At 28.1% G+C, this 17,688-nt stretch carries 22 protein-coding genes; 1 reads left to right on the top strand and 21 read right to left on the bottom strand.

Annotated elements, in window-relative coordinates:
• Positions 1-209: 209 nt before the first annotated feature.
• The 19 genes from ACIQ56_RS00995 to ACIQ56_RS00905 form a co-directional block, all read right to left on the bottom strand.
• Complete coding sequence (locus tag ACIQ56_RS00995) at positions 210-1,151, bottom strand: hypothetical protein (protein ID WP_397599221.1); 942 nt, start codon at positions 1,149-1,151, stop codon at positions 210-212.
• Between the two features lie 6 nt (positions 1,152-1,157).
• Complete coding sequence (locus ACIQ56_RS00990) at positions 1,158-1,670, bottom strand: putative phage tail protein (RefSeq protein WP_397599220.1); 513 nt, start codon at positions 1,668-1,670, stop codon at positions 1,158-1,160.
• Positions 1,671-1,672: 2 nt separating this feature from the next.
• Complete coding sequence (locus ACIQ56_RS00985) at positions 1,673-2,740, bottom strand: baseplate J/gp47 family protein (RefSeq protein ID WP_397599219.1); 1,068 nt, start codon at positions 2,738-2,740, stop codon at positions 1,673-1,675.
• Positions 2,703-3,161 carry a phage GP46 family protein gene (locus ACIQ56_RS00980; protein WP_397599218.1) on the bottom strand — a complete coding sequence of 153 codons (459 nt, stop codon included), beginning with the start codon at positions 3,159-3,161 and terminating at the stop codon, positions 2,703-2,705. Before ACIQ56_RS00980 ends, ACIQ56_RS00985 begins: the two co-directional genes overlap by 38 nt.
• Positions 3,158-3,538 carry a hypothetical protein gene (locus tag ACIQ56_RS00975; protein ID WP_397599217.1) on the bottom strand — a complete coding sequence of 127 codons (381 nt, stop codon included), beginning with the start codon at positions 3,536-3,538 and terminating at the stop codon, positions 3,158-3,160. Before ACIQ56_RS00975 ends, ACIQ56_RS00980 begins: the two co-directional genes overlap by 4 nt.
• Before the next feature lie 17 nt (positions 3,539-3,555).
• The gene (locus ACIQ56_RS00970) at positions 3,556-3,747 is read right to left on the bottom strand and encodes a hypothetical protein (RefSeq protein ID WP_397599216.1); all 192 of its coding nucleotides are present in this window, start codon (positions 3,745-3,747) and stop codon (positions 3,556-3,558) included.
• 11 nt (positions 3,748-3,758) lie between these two features.
• The gene (locus ACIQ56_RS00965; protein WP_397599215.1) at positions 3,759-4,400 is read right to left on the bottom strand and encodes a phage baseplate assembly protein V; all 642 of its coding nucleotides are present in this window, start codon (positions 4,398-4,400) and stop codon (positions 3,759-3,761) included.
• Positions 4,400-5,434 carry a phage baseplate assembly protein gene (locus ACIQ56_RS00960; RefSeq protein WP_397599214.1) on the bottom strand — a complete coding sequence of 345 codons (1,035 nt, stop codon included), beginning with the start codon at positions 5,432-5,434 and terminating at the stop codon, positions 4,400-4,402. Before ACIQ56_RS00960 ends, ACIQ56_RS00965 begins: the two co-directional genes overlap by 1 nt.
• Positions 5,412-6,749: a DNA circularization N-terminal domain-containing protein gene (locus ACIQ56_RS00955; protein ID WP_397599213.1), complete on the bottom strand. Its 1,338-nt coding sequence runs from the start codon at positions 6,747-6,749 to the stop codon at positions 5,412-5,414. Before ACIQ56_RS00955 ends, ACIQ56_RS00960 begins: the two co-directional genes overlap by 23 nt.
• Before the next feature lie 12 nt (positions 6,750-6,761).
• Positions 6,762-8,879, bottom strand: coding sequence for a phage tail tape measure protein (locus tag ACIQ56_RS00950; RefSeq protein ID WP_397599212.1), 2,118 nt, complete (start codon positions 8,877-8,879; stop codon positions 6,762-6,764).
• A gap of 102 nt (positions 8,880-8,981) precedes the next feature.
• Positions 8,982-9,356, bottom strand: coding sequence for a hypothetical protein (locus tag ACIQ56_RS00945; RefSeq protein ID WP_397599211.1), 375 nt, complete (start codon positions 9,354-9,356; stop codon positions 8,982-8,984).
• A 49-nt stretch (positions 9,357-9,405) separates the two neighbouring features.
• Positions 9,406-9,783: a phage tail tube protein gene (locus ACIQ56_RS00940; protein ID WP_397599210.1), complete on the bottom strand. Its 378-nt coding sequence runs from the start codon at positions 9,781-9,783 to the stop codon at positions 9,406-9,408.
• A 12-nt stretch (positions 9,784-9,795) separates the two neighbouring features.
• A complete protein-coding gene (locus tag ACIQ56_RS00935; RefSeq protein ID WP_397599209.1) occupies positions 9,796-11,298 on the bottom strand; it encodes a phage tail sheath C-terminal domain-containing protein in 1,503 nt (500 codons plus the stop codon).
• A gap of 12 nt (positions 11,299-11,310) precedes the next feature.
• Positions 11,311-11,748 (bottom strand): hypothetical protein, encoded by a 438-nt coding sequence (locus tag ACIQ56_RS00930; protein ID WP_397599208.1) that lies wholly within the window; start codon positions 11,746-11,748, stop codon positions 11,311-11,313.
• 5 nt (positions 11,749-11,753) lie between these two features.
• Positions 11,754-12,077: a hypothetical protein gene (locus ACIQ56_RS00925; protein WP_397599207.1), complete on the bottom strand. Its 324-nt coding sequence runs from the start codon at positions 12,075-12,077 to the stop codon at positions 11,754-11,756.
• Entirely contained in the window at positions 12,070-12,411 is a 342-nt protein-coding gene (locus tag ACIQ56_RS00920) for a capsid cement protein (protein ID WP_397599206.1), read from the bottom strand. The genes ACIQ56_RS00925 and ACIQ56_RS00920 overlap by 8 nt, the downstream gene beginning before the upstream one ends.
• Before the next feature lie 48 nt (positions 12,412-12,459).
• Positions 12,460-14,397: a hypothetical protein gene (locus tag ACIQ56_RS00915; RefSeq protein WP_397599205.1), complete on the bottom strand. Its 1,938-nt coding sequence runs from the start codon at positions 14,395-14,397 to the stop codon at positions 12,460-12,462.
• Positions 14,375-15,862 carry a phage portal protein gene (locus ACIQ56_RS00910; RefSeq protein WP_397599204.1) on the bottom strand — a complete coding sequence of 496 codons (1,488 nt, stop codon included), beginning with the start codon at positions 15,860-15,862 and terminating at the stop codon, positions 14,375-14,377. Before ACIQ56_RS00910 ends, ACIQ56_RS00915 begins: the two co-directional genes overlap by 23 nt.
• A 5-nt stretch (positions 15,863-15,867) precedes the next feature.
• Positions 15,868-16,083, bottom strand: coding sequence for a phage head-tail joining protein (locus tag ACIQ56_RS00905; protein WP_397599203.1), 216 nt, complete (start codon positions 16,081-16,083; stop codon positions 15,868-15,870).
• A gap of 124 nt (positions 16,084-16,207) precedes the next feature.
• Here ACIQ56_RS00905 and ACIQ56_RS00900 point away from each other — a divergent pair, with 124 nt between their 5' ends.
• On the top strand, positions 16,208-16,444 hold the full coding sequence (locus tag ACIQ56_RS00900) for a hypothetical protein (protein WP_397599202.1): 237 nt from the start codon (positions 16,208-16,210) through the stop codon (positions 16,442-16,444).
• Between the two features lie 91 nt (positions 16,445-16,535).
• Here ACIQ56_RS00900 and ACIQ56_RS00895 read toward each other — a convergent pair whose 3' ends face one another.
• Positions 16,536-17,393: a DNA-processing protein DprA gene (locus ACIQ56_RS00895; protein ID WP_397599201.1), complete on the bottom strand. Its 858-nt coding sequence runs from the start codon at positions 17,391-17,393 to the stop codon at positions 16,536-16,538.
• Positions 17,390-17,638 carry a type II toxin-antitoxin system RnlB family antitoxin gene (locus tag ACIQ56_RS00890; RefSeq protein ID WP_397599200.1) on the bottom strand — a complete coding sequence of 83 codons (249 nt, stop codon included), beginning with the start codon at positions 17,636-17,638 and terminating at the stop codon, positions 17,390-17,392. Before ACIQ56_RS00890 ends, ACIQ56_RS00895 begins: the two co-directional genes overlap by 4 nt.
• Positions 17,639-17,688 lie beyond the last annotated feature (50 nt).

The following is a 17,688-nucleotide window of genomic DNA, read 5'->3' as shown; positions in this document are numbered from 1 at the left end:
CAATGGCTTCAATTAATTTGTTACCTTATTAATCGCACTGCTTACTTCCACGCTGATGGCTAATCTTTACGTGGGTGAGATTCGCACTCACTGGTTCTTACGCACTTATCTTGGCGCACCATAAATACTCCTTTGTTAAAAGTTTATAAAGAACAAATATGTTATAATTAATTTAAATATTTTTTGTTTTGAAATTTACAAATTTGATATTAATTTCCGATAAGTTCGATTTTAATTGAGCTTATTGTTTCATTTGATATTGCACATTTAAACCCATCAACTAATCTAAAGCCAATAGAAACAGTTTGATTTTTATATAATTCCCTGCAAATTTTTCTTTTTAATGGGGCAAAATATTTTTTGTTTCTATTATCAATTATTTCAATAGTCCATCTTGCCAATGTTACAACTTCCTGCAAATCTTTTCCGATATTAAAAATACAAAATAATTCAAAAACTGTTCCATTATTTAAATCAACGGCCTCTCCTGAAATATCGACATCAATCTCATAATTGCCATCATATTCAATTGTGTACGTGTCTCTTGAATCATTCCAATGATTATCTGTAAAACCATAAGCAAAATAATAGCTATTAAATTTTACCAAATTTTTTAAGTTATTATTTCCTATATATTCAACCCTATTTACAGTATCGGCATACATGTAAGTTTTTTTTTGTTTATCAGCATATTTTTTATTAACTAAATCAGTTAATTCTTTTGGCTCTTTATCCCATTTTAAATTGTCTGAATTAATTTCTATTATTTTTGAATTTAAAGTTATTTTATCTTCTTCTGCTATTACTGTAGATTTATCGGTTTCTGATTTTATTGCCTTCCTTTGTGCAATAATTTTTTTACTCATATCATCAACTAAATTTTTAAGTGAGTTATAAAATCCAGTAATTGATCTATAGTTACTATCAATTACATTATTTACTCGCTTAATTTTTGATTCTATAGCTGTATTTAATTGAGTATAAATTTTTTTATCTAGTGTTATTTTTTCTGATTCTATTACTGTAGCAATTTCTTCTTGCATAGAATTTAAAAATTCAGATGTTACTATAGTGCCGGGTGTGTTATCGGCTAAATTTCCGTCTGTAAATTTATTATCTTTTGTTGCTGTAGATCCTTCAATTCTTTGCATTTTAAATTAACTCCTAAATTTATAAATAAATAATAAATGGGCTGGCCTGCTATATTCCAAAGTTTCAATAATTAATAATTTGTTGTTTTGATCTGAAAATACAAAAATCACTTTATATTCATCGTTTGCTGAATAGCCTAAACTCTCTCCTGCACGGCTAGAACCAGCTCTAAAATATTGAGCATTTGATTTTAAAATTTCTGAATTTTTATCTAAAGCTTTTGAAAGTGTTAAAAAATATTCGTATGTATTCCCACCGGTTGCCGCTAATTTTGCAACTAGAGAAATTCTTCTTTTATCTATTTCATTACTAATTGGAATTATTTGTAAAGAATCTTCCCAATCATCTATTGTTTGTATTGCTGTTAATGGGAAAGTTTCTATTAAAATATCATCCGTGCATTTTAAAACATTATTAAAAGCCGATGCTATACCATCTATTAATTTTAAAAAATTTTTACCCTGCCAATAAATCCCTTCGGGAAGCAAGGATCTTATTATTAATTTAATATCATTCATAATTAATCCATATTTTTAAATAAAATATTGCCTAAAGTATGTATTTGTATATTTGTTGTTTTAATATCTTCTTTAGGGTTAATAATAATAAAATCACTTGTACTAAAATAATTTTGTTGGATAGCAACAATAAATTGATAAAAACTTATTGTTTTATTTGGTTCACCTTCGGATTTTATAACGTTCCTTAAAATATTCTTAATTTTATTTTGATTATCTAAATTATTATTTCTTAATTTAATCTCAAAATTTATTGCTAATGAGTTCAATATAAAAAGATTAAGTTTAGCATTTATTGGCATTTTGCTTAAAATAATATTTTTACTTTTCTCAATTTCCTCAATACTTGGAAAAATATTTTCATTGTTATCTTTAACATAGGTTAAGCCAGAAAATCCCTCACTTGGAAAACAAGGAATACACCACGTTCTCGTTACCTCTGGCAATTCTTTTGCCCATCTTATATAGTCATCTTTATTGCCTGCGCATGGCGGTTTTCTTAAACGTTCTAAAAATCTTTTTCTCCAATTTTCAAGATCTTCTAAATCTGAGCCGCCATATGTTCCGTTTTGTGAAAGTCTGACTTCAAAATCTATATTATTAATAGGTGAAATTAAATTAAGTTTTGTAAATGGTTTTAAATTTCCGGAATTACCAGATTGCATAGCATAAATGGGTATATCAGTTATACCATTATCTTTAATTATGCCCTCTTCTGTCGTCTGAAATCTTAAATTATTTTCTGTTTGTATTTTTGTGTAAATAGGGATTTTTGAACCGGATAAACCTTTAAATACAGCTTTACCCTGACTGTAAGTTGCATTCTTTCGTTGCACATTATACAAATTAGCCCATCTTTGGAAAAATTTTTCTTCTGATTTATCGGGGAAAATTTGCTGTATAATCCATTGTATAAAAAGGTAAATTGGATAAGCTACACCTGCAATAACACGTGATAAAACTTTAATAACAGAATATAAAAAAACTTTTGAATTATTATCAAATCGAGAATAAAAATCGAGTTCAATTTGTTCAACTAATTCTTTGAATGTTGGAATTTTGTAAGCCATTATTGTCACCAAGGTTGTAATTTATTAAATCTATATTCCCTTGGTTACTGTAAACAGTAATACTAATTACAATTGCTTTTTTTTCAAAATGCGAATCAATTTCAATTTTGCTAACAATTTTTTCGTTTACTAATGGCTGTAGGGCTTGGATACAATAAGCATTTATATCATTTAAAATATTATTTGTTTTTTTTGCTCTTTTAAGTAACCAAAGTTTTGAACCTAAATTTGTTTTATCAAAAGCATCTGCCCAAAAACCTTTTTTAGATTGCTCATATTCTGGTAATTCATAATTTTCACATCTAGTGTCTGTAAATAAAAGCATTCCGATTTTTGATTCAAGTGAATCACCAATAATATTATTAAGATCTAGATCAAAACATTTTTGTACATGATCATATTTAAAAATAATATCTTTCATTTTTTATTCCAACTTATTTCAAATTTTAACCCAACAGGTATTGATTTAATAGAAAATAAATCAATTAAATATTGCACTTTATAAGAAGTATTATAATCTAAACTATTAAAATATAATACTAAGTTATCTAGTTTATTTTCTTTGTATAGCATTGCTAAAAATTTTCTTACATCATCGTAGCGATAAATATCAGAAAAAAATACATCATAATTTAAAATAAACTTTTTATTTCTAGTAGCTTCTTCTATATAAAATGCAAAATTTTCTAATTCATTACAATATTTATTTTTAAAGATTTCAATAGTCCTTATATTAAAATTAAAAGGGTTATTAATATATTCTTGTGTTTTTTTATAAGCTTCTTCGGCTGTAATCATTTTGATTTTCCTTTTTATTATTGTAGTTTTCCTAGTCCTGTAACACTTCCACTAGGTGTGCTCATTGTTGCTGGTATAACTTCAACATTTGTGGATAAAAACGTAACTATTGCTTTTGAAATACTTTCCCACATTGCTTTTTTGTCTGAAGGCTTTGATTTTTCCATTTCTTTTAAAATTAATTCAGCCAATACTTTACTATCCATCATATTAGTATTCCTTATTTAAATGTATCTAATTTTGCTTTTAATTTAATAATTTCAGGAGCAGAATTTAAAAGCATTGCTCCCATTAAAGTATTTGTTGTTGATATTGATAAAATTTGAAAAAGCTCTGATAGAATTTCTATTAATTCACCAGCATCATTTTTAACAGAAAATTTACTTGTTTTTATTGTTGTATTTTTTGTTTCTATTTTAAAATTTGATTCAGAAGTTATAAAAAAATCTTTAGTTGCAAACGTTATTTTGTTTTCGCTTTGCACATCCAAAGTTTTTGTTTTGATTTCAATCAAATTTTCTTTTTTAAAATAGATGTGATCCTTCTCTATTGTGTAAATACAAACCTCGCCTATTTTAAGCCCTGTAGGGCGTGAATCTTTATCTTCTGTAGCTACAATATAGCCGGACTCACGCTCGCCACCATGAAACAAACAAATCCCCTCCGAGCCGTTAGGGGGTACGCTAGTAATTCCGTAATTTTGCCAGCGTTCTAAATTTTCCCTAGGATCGTCTTTGAAAAATTCGCACTGTGCCGTTTGTGTATTAGTTTCATCATTTGTTTTATTTATTGAGCAAATAGATATTATCGAAACAATTCTTTCATACAATGGGCTTGTAATTTTACGAATTAAGTCTTGCATTATACACTCATTTCCTCGCCAATTTTTGAAGAATTTCTCTCCTCTGTAGGGTTGTATGCGTCTTTGATAACAAGTTTTAATTCTGTTTTAAATCCATTTTCGTCAAATATAAAATTAGTTTCTTCAATTAAAAAATCACCTTTTAATTTAAATACAGGATAATCAATATTAACTAGTGTATTTATTTCCCAAATTTTACCATCTTCATATTCCCAACTTGGTAACTCAATGCTTAATGAAAAAGCTTTGGCAATTTGTTTTGCCATTTCCCATTTTGCACGCTCTTTGGCTTCATTTAATGTTATTGATTTTGTAATTGGAACTTGTTTAACTCGTGGCCTTTTTACGCTATTATCAATTACTTCAGCTATTTCTTTTTTGTGTTTGTTTTTAGGACTTCCTACATTTACATAAACTCTATATGTTTGAAATTTTTCTGAATCTTTTTGTGTAAAATTTATTGAACTTATATTTTCACCTTGTTTTAAACTTGTTACTACAGAGCTTGCAACGTCTGAAAAAATAATGCCGCCATCATGATCTGGATAGGCTAACACACCCTGATATTTTGCTAATTTTGAAATTGATTCCCATATTGTTTCGTTTTGTTGTAAAGATATATTATTTATTATTGAATTACTTTTATTTGATTTTCCGGAAACATTTATACCAAATGGGCTTGCTAAAGTTTCAGCCATAAATTTTAAACTTACATTTTTAAATGATCGATTATTATTTGTGTTAGCTGAATCAACAAGATCTCCTGTTTTGTCTCTTCCAGTAATATCAAAACTTATAGAACTTTCATCTAGTGAATTACTAATCTCATCTATATAACCCGTAATCAAAGGCTTATCTTTAAACAATAAAGTACAAAGATCATCATTGCTTAAGTAATCTGTTGGGTTTATTGGATCATCAATATTTGAGGTGTAGGATATTTCAAATTTACCAGAAATTGCGGCAAGAGAACGAGTAACTTTAACATTTAGCCAGTTATCAAATATATAATTATTTACTTTTAACCTTATCATCTAAAATTACCTCAATAAAGTCTCCTTCATTTAAAAATAAAGGATTTTTAATATTATTAAGGTAAACAATATCATCTATGTTATTTAGTGTTTCAAAATTTTCAAAACAGAAGTTAAATATTGTCTGGTCTTTTTTTAAGGCGTATTTATTTATAGATGGAATTTCATCTGAGATGGAACTTAAAGCGTTATATGTATTTATTCTTAATTCATACAAAGATTTAAACACATCGCTTGATATTGTTGGATCATTCATTAGTTGATCGATTTTATTTATAAGGTTGTCTCTAATTTTATTAGCTTCATTGATATTTATAAAAGTTGCTTCTGTAGTGGCAAAGTTACAAGCTGATGCTATTACATGGGTTTGCATTAATTTTTCAATTTCTTTTATATTTGTATCTGTATCACTTTTTTGTAATTTATTGGTATAAATTCTTTCGTATTCTAAAAGAATTTCCTTTGTCTCATTTGCTTTTTCTATTTTATTTTTATTATCATTATTACTTTTAAATTCCATCATGCTAGGTAAAACAAGTGCAGAAATCGCTTGAGGTAAAGCCTTTGACGCTTCGGAATTATTTAATAATCTATTAAAAGATTCAAGAACCCCATCTATTAAATCAGCCGTAAAACTAGGAATATTTGAAACCCGATCTATCATGGATTTTGCATTGTAAACTAAATAAGTGAAATCTGTTCCTATCTGTGCTACAGAAGCAATAAAACCTTCAACATCTCTAACAGAATCTACTACATCTGAAATTGCTTTTTGAGCATCATAAATTTTTGATGATGTTTCTTTAACAAGATCTTTAACAAAGCCATATGATTCTTTAAATGCTTTTAATGCATTAAATTTAGTATCCTTTGTTGAATTTTCAACCAAAGCTTTTGTATTTATTTTTGGTTTTATGGCAATGTTTTTGCTTGATTCAACAAATTCAAATTCTATAGAACATTTACCTATTTTTGTATTCTCTTCTGATATAGAAACCTTTTGACAAAAAACAATAAGTCGTCCTAAAAATGGGTGTATTAATTCACCTTCAACCCCATCTTCAATTAGTTTTTTTAAATTATCTCTTATTTTAAAAACATTTTTACCAATAATAAATCCTTTAACTTTAAAAGAAGCTTGCATTTTTCCAAATTTTTGGATTACAAATTTATTATTAAAAGGAAAAGATTTTAAAGAATTTCTATGGCCAAACTCGCTATTATGGCTTTCAATTTCAAAATATATTCCTAAGAAACAAGCTTCTTCTAATTCTTGTTCAAAAGGCTTAAATCCTTCTAGCTCTAAATTTTCCATTTTTTTTCTCTTTTATTCGTAAGCCAAATCCTGAAAGCCCATATTTGAAATATTTAATTTAGTAGGATTATTTCCTTTTGTTGCTGAAGATACGCTTAGATCCTTGGGCGCATTATTAAAATTAATATCAATAATTGATTTACTTGTTAGCTGGTTCATTTCAGCGTTACTTTTTGGGACATACAAACTAATTGGCTCTAACTTCTGAATCTCTTTTTTAGTAATATTTATTTGATCAGGAATGCCTTTTATTTCATTACTATCACCAAATAATTTTGACTTTATTCTAATATAATAACCATATAATTTATCAAATGCTTTTGTAAGAACGTCTAAGCCGCTATTAATTAAACCTTTAAAAGAATCCCAAGCACCATATAACCATATTTTAATTTTATCCCAATTCTTATATATCAAATATCCAGCGGTTGCTATTAATGCAACAGTTGCAGTTATTGCGAGAGCTATCGGGTTAGAAATAGCAAATATAGCTAATCCTCTACCTATGCCTAAAATCAATGATTTAAACTTAGAAAAAATACTAATTATATTTTTAAATTTGCTAAAAAAGCTAAATGCTTTTTTTAATGTTTTTAATTTTTGACTTTCGGCTACAAGCTTAGAAAACTCAAAAACTTTTTTAATTGCAAATACACCTTCGGCAACCTTAGCAATCATACCTAAAACTTTAAAACCAGCTAAAGCAAATAAGCCAAACCCTGCAACCCATTTTAACATTGAAGGATGTTGTTTTGAAAAAGTGCCTACTCTTTCCATTATATTTCCAAGTTTACCTACAAATTTAATTGCAAGATCAAGAATCCCACTACTCGCAAGCTTCTCTTTAAAATTATCTACTTCTCCAGAAAGTTTATCTAATTTTCCTCTATAAGAATTTTGATAAAATTTAAATTGCAAAGAAGTTTGTCCTTGATATTTCTGCATTCTCTGATGAGTTTTAAAAATATCTGTACCGCCATTTTCAGCACTTGCGGCCATTTTGGTAATTCCTGCAATACCTTCTTTTCCAAACATATTTCTTAATGATTCGCCGTAAATATTTGGCTCGAGTTTTTTTTGTGCTAATTGCAATTTAGGCACTAAATATTCAAAAAATTGTAATTTTCCTTTTTGCCAAATTTTATTTTCATCCAAACCTAATACTTTTGTTGCCCGTGTCCATTTATCTAAAGATTTTGCATCATATGTAACTGTTATTCCATCTTCTTTTAAAGTGTCTGCAAATTTTGAATCGTTTTTAGTTAAATTTAAAAGTGTTTTGGGTGAAATTGTACCATACAACATATTTTTTATTGAAGTACCAGCTTTAGAACCTTCAACGCCACCTAATGCCATTTGTGCATAAATTGATGCAAGATCAACTTTTGGAAGATTAAAAGATTTTGCAACGGGCGCACTGTTCGCTAACCCTGTATTAATTTCACCCATATCAGACCCTGATATTTCTTTAAGCCAAACCATTAAATCTGCGCTATCAGTAAATTTATCCTCTTTTTCTCCATAAGCATGTGTAACTCTTACAATGGATTTTAAGGATTCAGCCGGATCATAATTTAAATCTTTCCCAAACATCGATCCTAGTTTACTTGAGTTCACTAATCCATCTATTGATTGCACGCCACTTCTTACAGAGGTGAGCATCAATTTGCTAAATTGTGCTGTACTTGTTCCTATAGATGTAGCTGTACTTTCAGCTTTATTTTTTAAGCTATCAAATTCTTTATTTGTTAAATGTGTTATTGCAGAAATTCTATTCATGTTTGTATTTAAATCATCTGCAAGAAATAAACCAGAATTAAAAATATTTCCTAACCTATTATTAATTGAATCAAATGGTCTTGTTACTTCATTAAACCCATTAAATAAAGATTTATTAAAGTCATTCCACTTCTTTTTATTATTTGTGGTTGCATTGTCTAAATCTTTAGAAAGTTTTAAAACATATTTAGAAACACTATTTAAATTTAGCTTTAACTTATCAAAATTAGTATTATTATCTAGTTTTTTCATTTGAGACATAAAGCTATTTAAAGGGCTTTCCATATTTTTAAATACTTTACTAAACCCATCTATAGCTTTAAGATCTATTACTAATTCTGATTTGTTCATCTTGCTCTTTCCTAATTGCTTCAGTGTAAAATATAAGTTGACTTATCGTTAATTTTTCAATTTCTGAAGGTGTCCAATTAAAATTAACAATTAATGATCCAATTATTCTGTTAATTCCCTCGGAACAGTGCCGAAAAAATATTGTAACATTAATGAGCATAGTAGATAATCTTTACCGCTCATTTTATTAAATGTACTTAATGGATAACCTGTAAGTTTTGCGGTCATGTGAATTACAAATTTGACTCTACTAAATTCAGATTGATCATAGTTTATATAATCTTTGACCTCTATTTCTTGAAAGACAAGTTTAGTAATTTCGGAATCTTCATTTTTAACATCATTATCTTTATTTAATTTTGTTATATCAATTAAAGGTTTGTTAAGTTTTATTGTACGATTCTTAAAATCAATATTTTCCATAGATTTATCATTATCAATATCGTTATTATTTAGAACTTCATTATTTTCATCCATTTTTATATCTCCTTAAAATTAAATTAAAATCATTTTAAAAAATCTATTATTAGTTTGTCTTTACTTCCATACCTCTTATACCCTCAAATTTAATTGGGGTTTTAGAATCTTTTGTACTAACCTCGCCTCCTTTATCATTAACTGTCCACGCATTATATAAAGTAAATATTTTCCCATTTTCTAGTTCAAGTGTAATTGTGGCATCTTTTATTTTTATAATATCATCTAAAGTAACATCTTTTAAAAATATATTACCTTCAATAAATGGGACTTGTGGTTCTGCTGTATATCCTACTACGTAATTAGTCCCTTTTTGTGCAGTTCTAAGTCTTCCAATACCACCATATTTAAATTCACCTTCACAATGTAGACCCCTACCATTGTATTTTAGTGTGACATATCCACCTAATAAATTACCATCTGCCATATTAATATCTCCTTATTTAAATCTAATCTGTACAGCAACTTGTAATAATTGTTTGATTAAAGTTGGCGACATCATGATATCAAGTCGTCTACTATTATTTTTATTTAATTCGACTTTTAAATCTTCAATAAAATCATCCAAATTTTGAACAAGTCCGTTTTTTTCCCATTGCATAAAACAAGCTATAGCTTCGCATTTAGCTAAATTAGGCGTTAAAATTTTTAAACTTGGATCTAAATTGTTTTCATTTTCTGCCAAGTTGTGCCTGTTATATTTAGTCCAAAAATATTGCTTAAAATCACTTCTTAAAAATGATAGCGTTAACATTGTTTCTGCACATTGGTAACTATCATCTGGCATGCCCGCATTATTTCTTTTGTAAGATGTAACAACTCTTTCAAGTGTAGGAGTATTTCCTATTGTAGTAATTGAACCAACACCCTTTAAAATTTGTGAATTTCTTGTGTCAATATCAATTCTATTATTTTGAAATGGCGGTTTAATTCCAACTAATGGGATATTTTGCAACGGACTTGCCGGATTAATGGAGCCACTTAATGCAATTTGTGCGGCTGCGGCTGCATTTATTAAATATGTTGGAGATACACTATTTGCATAGTTTAAAGGGATAATTGCTTCACAATTTAAATTGTCTAAATTTGCTTTAAAAATTTTATCGTTTGAATCTTCTTTATTAATTGTGATTAGCAATAGGCCATCGGTTTGTGAATTTGAACTCCATCTATTTTTCAAAATATCTGCCATTTTGTTATTAAATTCATAACTAAAAAATGGGGTTACGATTAAATTAAATTTATTGTCTTTTATTTCTTCTTTAAATAATGCGTCAATATCTTCCAAATATTCTTTTGTTGCACCTGCAAATTTAGTGATAATTAAATTATCTTTATCTGCATAAGTCATTTTTAAATTAGTTGGTAAAGGTTTATCTTCATACCCATTAAGGTAAATAGCGTAGTCATTATAAATTGATGACTTATGAATTGTTTTTATTAGAATCGCATTTGGCTTTGTTTGATCTAAAATACAAGTAACAGGTATATCAATATTGTTAGAAATTTCTTTTACTACTGCATTACAGATATCTTTTAAATCTTTTGTTGAATTAATTGTAATGTTTAAAATTTCACCAAAAATAATAATTGAAAGAACCCCATCTAGTATTGGTTTTGTAGGGTCTTCAAAATCAAAAACCAACGAAGTTGATGCTTCTTTATCTCCTTCAGCCACGGCAATACAACTTACTTCAATTTTTTTGTCGTTCTTTTTATATTTTAAATATTGTTGAAATAAATTAGATCCAAGGCCAAAAAGATCTTGAGCCTGTTTATCAGAATTAACTTGATATATTTTTGATAAATTAGCTTTTCCCAAGGTATTTTTAAAACCTATCAATAAAGTTTTAAATCCTTGTTGTTTTGTATTTGCAAGCGAGTTATCAAATTCTGCGCTCATACAAGGGACTTGTGAATCTGTAATTGTATTAAAAATCATTTAAAAAAATCCTTATGCTAAAGGAACGTCGTATTTAATTGTCTCGCAATATTTGACACTATAAGTAATAACTGTAATTTCATCATTACTTATAGTTTCAGTATTTCTACTATCGTAACTAGTTTTAATATATCTAATTTCAAAACCTTTAATTTTAATATTTGCAATTTGCTCTTCAATTTGGTTGGCTATAATATCACTTGAATTGTCATTATCTGGATTATTTAAACGATTGTAAATTACAAAATTTACATCTGTATCTCTTATTGATCCTCTTGGGTGTATATCTTCTATCTTTTCTTCACTTGATATATATATTCCTATTGCTGGTAGATCTATATCATCATCAAATGTTAAAAAGTTATGAACATAAATATTTTCTTTACACTCTGTTTTATTTATAATCGAGTCTTTTAATAATTTTTTAATTTCTATTCTCTTGTGAGTCATTTTTTTTAAACTTTCTTTAAATATAATTTATTAAAACCTTCATTTTTATATATTTTTTCATGAATGATATATTTGTTATTTTTATATTCTATGCTGATAATATCTTTTTTATTTATATCTATATTATTTGGAATATTTAATATTAGACTGTAATCAATGACTGTGGAATAATTTCTTTTAGAAAACCTGCTTTCATTAAATTGGACAATACAATCAATTACTTTAGTTGTATTGTCCTTTAAAAATAAGGTTATTTCTTCCTTAAATACTTCAGTCATTTCTTTTGTAGCGTCTAAAATTAAATCATCCCATTTTGATGATTTAGGCAATTAAAGCTCCCGTTGAAATGAATGAAGAAAATAGAAGCCTCGAATAAATGCCACTTCCAGCATCAAGAGTGTAGCCAATTGCTAGTGATCCAGCTTCCTTTTTACATGAAATAACTTTAGTTGTGGGTGCATAATATGCCATTTGTCCGGCTGTAAAATCTCCAGTAATTTGAAATTTATAGATACCGGATGTTATAGCGGTTACTCTCTCGCCTTTTTTTACATTAATTGCACTTACAAGGACAAGGCTTCCTAAAACAAATAGTTCTCCTCCTTTTAAAGTATCCGGTGCAATTATTCCAAAATTATTAGCATCTGAATTATAGTTACGCATTTTATACTTTCCTTTATTAATTAAATATATTTTTTTACACTATCTAAATTAGGTTTTAGCTAATTTAGGATTATGTAAGTAAAATCCTTTAGTATCTATTGCTTTAGAAGCTGCAAACATTTTACAAGTAAATGTAACGGCATTGATTTTTGGATCATCTATTCTTGTTATTTTTGGCTCTTCATAACCTTTTAAATAAGATAAAATTAAACCGTCAATATCTTCCGGACTTGAAATAAAAATAGCCGCATTTTTCCCTAATTCCTCAAGTCTATTTTCAACTATTACTTCAAATCTTCCAGCATAAATATTTAAATCTTGTGATTTTACTGCTGGAATAGAAGCTAAAACTCTTCTTACTATTGGTTCATTTGTTTTAGTTGTATAAACATATTTATACTCTGGAATTTCAATCAAATTATTATCAGCATCTTTTAATCTTGTTAATGCAACTAGAGCTTCTGTAATAACATCATCACTAAATATTTTATCTTTTGTTTCAACCGCAATATTTCCTCTTTTTTCATGAAATATAGGAAGACCATCTGATAAATTAGTATTATTTTTGGTTAAGTTATTATATACGAGTGTTGAAATCTTTTTAGCTGTTGAGTCCGCAAACATTTGAAAGGCTCTTGGTAAAACATTTAAACGGTCGTTTAAAAACATTTCTTCAGAAAATGAAAAACTATTTCCGTGTTTAGATGTCTTATAAGTTTCTGCACTTTCACCAAAAGTAACTTCGTTATATGCTTCTAGTTCTCCAAGATCCGCTAATTCACCAAATGATCCCGTTTGTAATTCAGTTTTGATATTTAGGTCACTTACTTCTACTTTTCTTACAATTTTTTCATAAGTCTTACTAACTATTTTATATCTATCTCTTAAAGTTTTATCTGCAATATTAGATAGAATTAAAGGTAAATCTGTTGATGTAATTGCACGCTGGAATAGGTCAACTGGATTATATAAATCCCCATTTCTAACTAAACGCCTAGCTATTTCTACCATTGATAAATTCAAGAATCGTTTACTATTATCATCAATTTTATCTTTATCGCCTAGCATTCTATATGTAAGTGCGCTTTCAATTCCTGATCTTGTAAACTGGCTTTCATCATGACCTGTTGAAGTAACAGGAGCATGTCGCATTTGTGTATTCTTTTCTTTAAAATCTTTTAAAACAATTTCAGATATTCTAACTTTTGCTTCATCCAAACTTGTAACTGATTTAATTATCTCATTAGCTCTTGTAAAATCTAAAAAAGACTCTGAACAAATACGGTTTATTTCAGAACAATCATTTGCTGATAATTCTTTTTTTATTGCACTTACAGGCTCAGAATTTGCATTTGCACGAACTTGATTTACAGGTTCAGGACTTGCAATTGTCTGTGTAGTTGTTGCTGTTTGGTTATCTGTTAACATTAATAATCTCCTATTTTCAATAATTATTTGAGGGATATAATCATCATCTAAAGCACGCACGCCAGCGTCTGGATCTGCTGGTACAGTTACAAAGGAAAGTTCAAGTGGTAAAATCTTAGTGGCTCTTACGGTTTCGTATTTTTCACCTTCATTTTTATATTTTTTGTAATCTAAAACACGATATCCTATTGACACATTTCGCAAAATGCCATCTAAAATATCTTGATAAATTGGTTCAACATCATCTCTTTTAGAGAATCTTATTTTTGCTTTAAGCTTTCCCTCCTCAACCCATGAATTTTCAATAACTCCAATTTGACTATTTAATTCGTAGTAATGGTCTTTTAGTAATGGTGCACAACCAGATCCAAATCTTGAAAAATCAATTGAATCTTTTGTGATTTCAATTTCCTCATAAACTGGGTCTTCGAACCATCTATAACGCAAAACTTTTGCTCCAGTGGAGGCGATAACTTCAATAGTTCTATTTTCTGCATCTTTATTATGTACTTCAAATGAAATAGATCTTATTGCGCTATTTCTTTTTATTATTGTCACTTTTCTTACTCCTACTAGAATTTAATGAGCCATTTTGTGTTGTATCCTTAGGGTTGCAATCCAGCTTTATTCCCATCCTATCTAGCTCATCAAATATGTGCTTAATTTTTTGCAAAACGGTTGCACTATTTTGTCCATATTCTCGGTGAATTTCATCAAGGGAACAAAATCCATTTCTAATTTTCATAATATCTGCTTGAACTTCTTTAAGTGGATCAATCATTTCTCTTCTTGGAGGTGTCCAATTTACTTTAATTTTTGTTGTGTCAATTCCGTAATATAAGTTAACAGATTGTAAAAACCATTTAAAAACAGGTTCACAAAACATTGGAATCAAAATATTCCACCGCCACATCTCAATATTGCGATAAAATTCTAACCAACCCATACGACCGCTTGAAAAATTTACTTGCGATAAATCACCGCTTAATACCTCATAAGTAACACCTAAACCGCATGCTATTTTCTTTAAATAAGAAGCACAAAAAGCCTCGTGTCCTGTAACTGTTGGAGGTTTTGATAAGGTAACAGTGCGGCCGGCTGGTAAAGTTACGGTAAGACCTGGCATCATTTCTATATTTTTATTTTCTTCATCATCTTCATTTGATTCTGTTGGACAATTCCCATCAATATCATGAACAAATGCGGTATATAAGGATGCTATTTTTCTTCTTATAAGTTCTGCATGTTGGTAATCAGACAAATCTTTCACATCTAATAAAATAGGAGCTAACCAAGGAATACCACGAACTTGAGAAGTATTTTCCATTCTTAACATTTGCAACATTTCATTAGATGATATTAATGTACTTTGTGAATAATAAGAATTAATATTATTTTTAACAAAATAGCCAAGTCGCCTACCTCTCTCATTAAATTTAATTCCTTGGCTAATGATATCAGGATCGCTAGGGTCTTTTATTCCTGTATTATCTTTATTTATATCAATTAACTCTGATCTTATTAATTTTAATTCAAAAGGAATTTTTCCATTTTCAAATTTATTAGGAAATTTTCTAGCAAAACAATCTCCTGATTCAGCTACTTCTTTCATAATTAATGCTTGCATGCCTGAAAATGTAAGCATTTTTTCAGCATCAAAATCTGTCGATTCTGTAAAATTATTCCAAAGCTCTTGAACTTGTTCATGCGGCTTTCCGTCTTTAACAATTTCAGCGGTGATTCCAGTTCCTACCGTGTTGCTTTCAATAGCTGTAATTCCACGGCGTGAATAGCCATCATTCTTTACTAAATCACGGGATCTTGCTCTTAAAATATCAAGTCCTAAACGTGAATCTGAATTTATTGAGCTATTATTTAACTCCCAATATTTATATCGATCCGATTTTGTAGCACCTTGGAAATTTCTTATTTCATTTAAAAACTCTTTTTTATGCCTTATTAGTTGCCTTTTTTTACTTTCATTAGAAGAAAATAAGTCTTTAAATTTATCAATGAAGTCCATTTTTTTTAGACTCCCTTGTTAAATATAGAGTAACTTAACATAGTTCTTTGTTTTTTTGTTACTTTAGATAATTCATTAAGAAGTATTTGTCTTGCCTTAAGCATTTCATCTATAGATCTGTAAACAACTTCTTTCCCATCATCAAATTTCACAGAATGAATAGATTTTGATATGGAAATATTTAAAGCTTCTAATCTGTTTTCAATTTCTTCTTTTTTCATTAAAAAAAACCCCCAAATATGATTTTATTTGGAGGTGAAATATTTTACTCAAAAATTTGCAAAATGGCTTAATATTAACGTTTATTTACCGAAATTAAGTAAATTATAGAGAAAGGAGAGAAAAATGATATTAAAAGGTAACTTTGAATTGACTATTGATGAAATGATAAAATTGCAAGAGAAAAATAAAAATAAAGTTTTTTATATAAAAGATTTATCTGGTCATTTGTATAAAGCAAAAGAGATTCAAAAGAATAATGATATTATAATTTTCAAATATTCTAAAGGCATATTTTGCGATCTTATAGCATATATTCCTATAAATAAAATTGTAGCAATATCAGAAAATGAAAAACAATAAAATGATGAACTTTGTGCCATCTTTATCAAAAATCGAGCTAAAAACGGCCTTAAAACGATTCTGAAATAATGCAACAATATTAATATGTTACTTAATAAGAGAGATTAATTAAAATATCCTCAATGTTTTTCACTCGAATTGCGCCCAAAGCCTCTAATTCATGTGGCCATTGCAAATTAGAATTTTCAAAATTATTATTTAATATAAATAATGGCCTGCCCTGTTTTAAGACAGTCCTAGCATTTGATAAAGTCCCTGATCTGTCCCTTGCTTCCACAATTATTGTCCCATTTGCTAGGGCTGACATAGTTTTGTTTCTTTCAATAAAAAATCTTTTTTTAAAAGGAATTTTTAATCGCTCATATATAATAAATGGAACCTGTGAAATTAAAAGATGATTTTTAGCAATTTCATTCATTAAATCTTTATTATTTAATGGGTAACAATGATTTAAGGATGTTCCTATTACTGCAATTGTTTGACCATTTTCTTCTAGACAAGCTTTATGTGCGGCAGTGTCTATACCTTCGGCAAGCCCCGAAATAATTACAAAACCTTTTTTTACTAACATTTTTGATATTTTTGATGCTCTTTTTAAGCCTTCATTGCTTGCGTCTCTTGACCCAATAATTGCAATTGATGGCTTATTTATTAGTTCATATTTACCCATATAATATAATAAATATAACTTAGTATTTAAATCTAAAAGTTTTTTCGGATAATTATCTTTACCATAAATAATAGATTCGAAAGAATTTAAATCTTTTGTCATACTTTTTATTTCTTCAAAATATTTTAAGGCAATATCTTCTTTTACTAATTCTTTAATTGAATCACTATCTATAAAGTTTTCTTCTATCATTTTAAAAGAATCTGTTAACTGATAATAGTGATTTATTTCTTGTTCAAAAAAAGCTTCGTATCTTCCTATTTCTAATTTATTATTCATACTTTCACCGATGCTATTTTAATAGTGGAATCTCTTAATTTTTTGCCATCAAAATAAATTTCCATGTATCTATTTTTTTCGTTCTCATTGTTACTAGTAAGATCTAAAAAAATAAGGCCTTTTGAAATATTTGAATTTACGAGATTTTGTTCAATTTCATCAAATTGCTCTACTAGTCGATCACTATTAAGAGAAGTCACAACAGCTTTGTATTGCCCATTGGTTTGTTTAATTTGAAAGTTCATAATTTTAATAAATCCTTATCTAATAAATAAAAGAATGTATTCATTACCTT

It is taken from the genome of Silvanigrella sp., from assembly GCF_044369315.1.
In the GTDB taxonomy this organism is placed as follows: domain Bacteria; phylum Bdellovibrionota_B; class Oligoflexia; order Silvanigrellales; family Silvanigrellaceae; genus Silvanigrella.
This window is presented reverse-complemented; position numbering and strand designations above follow the sequence as displayed.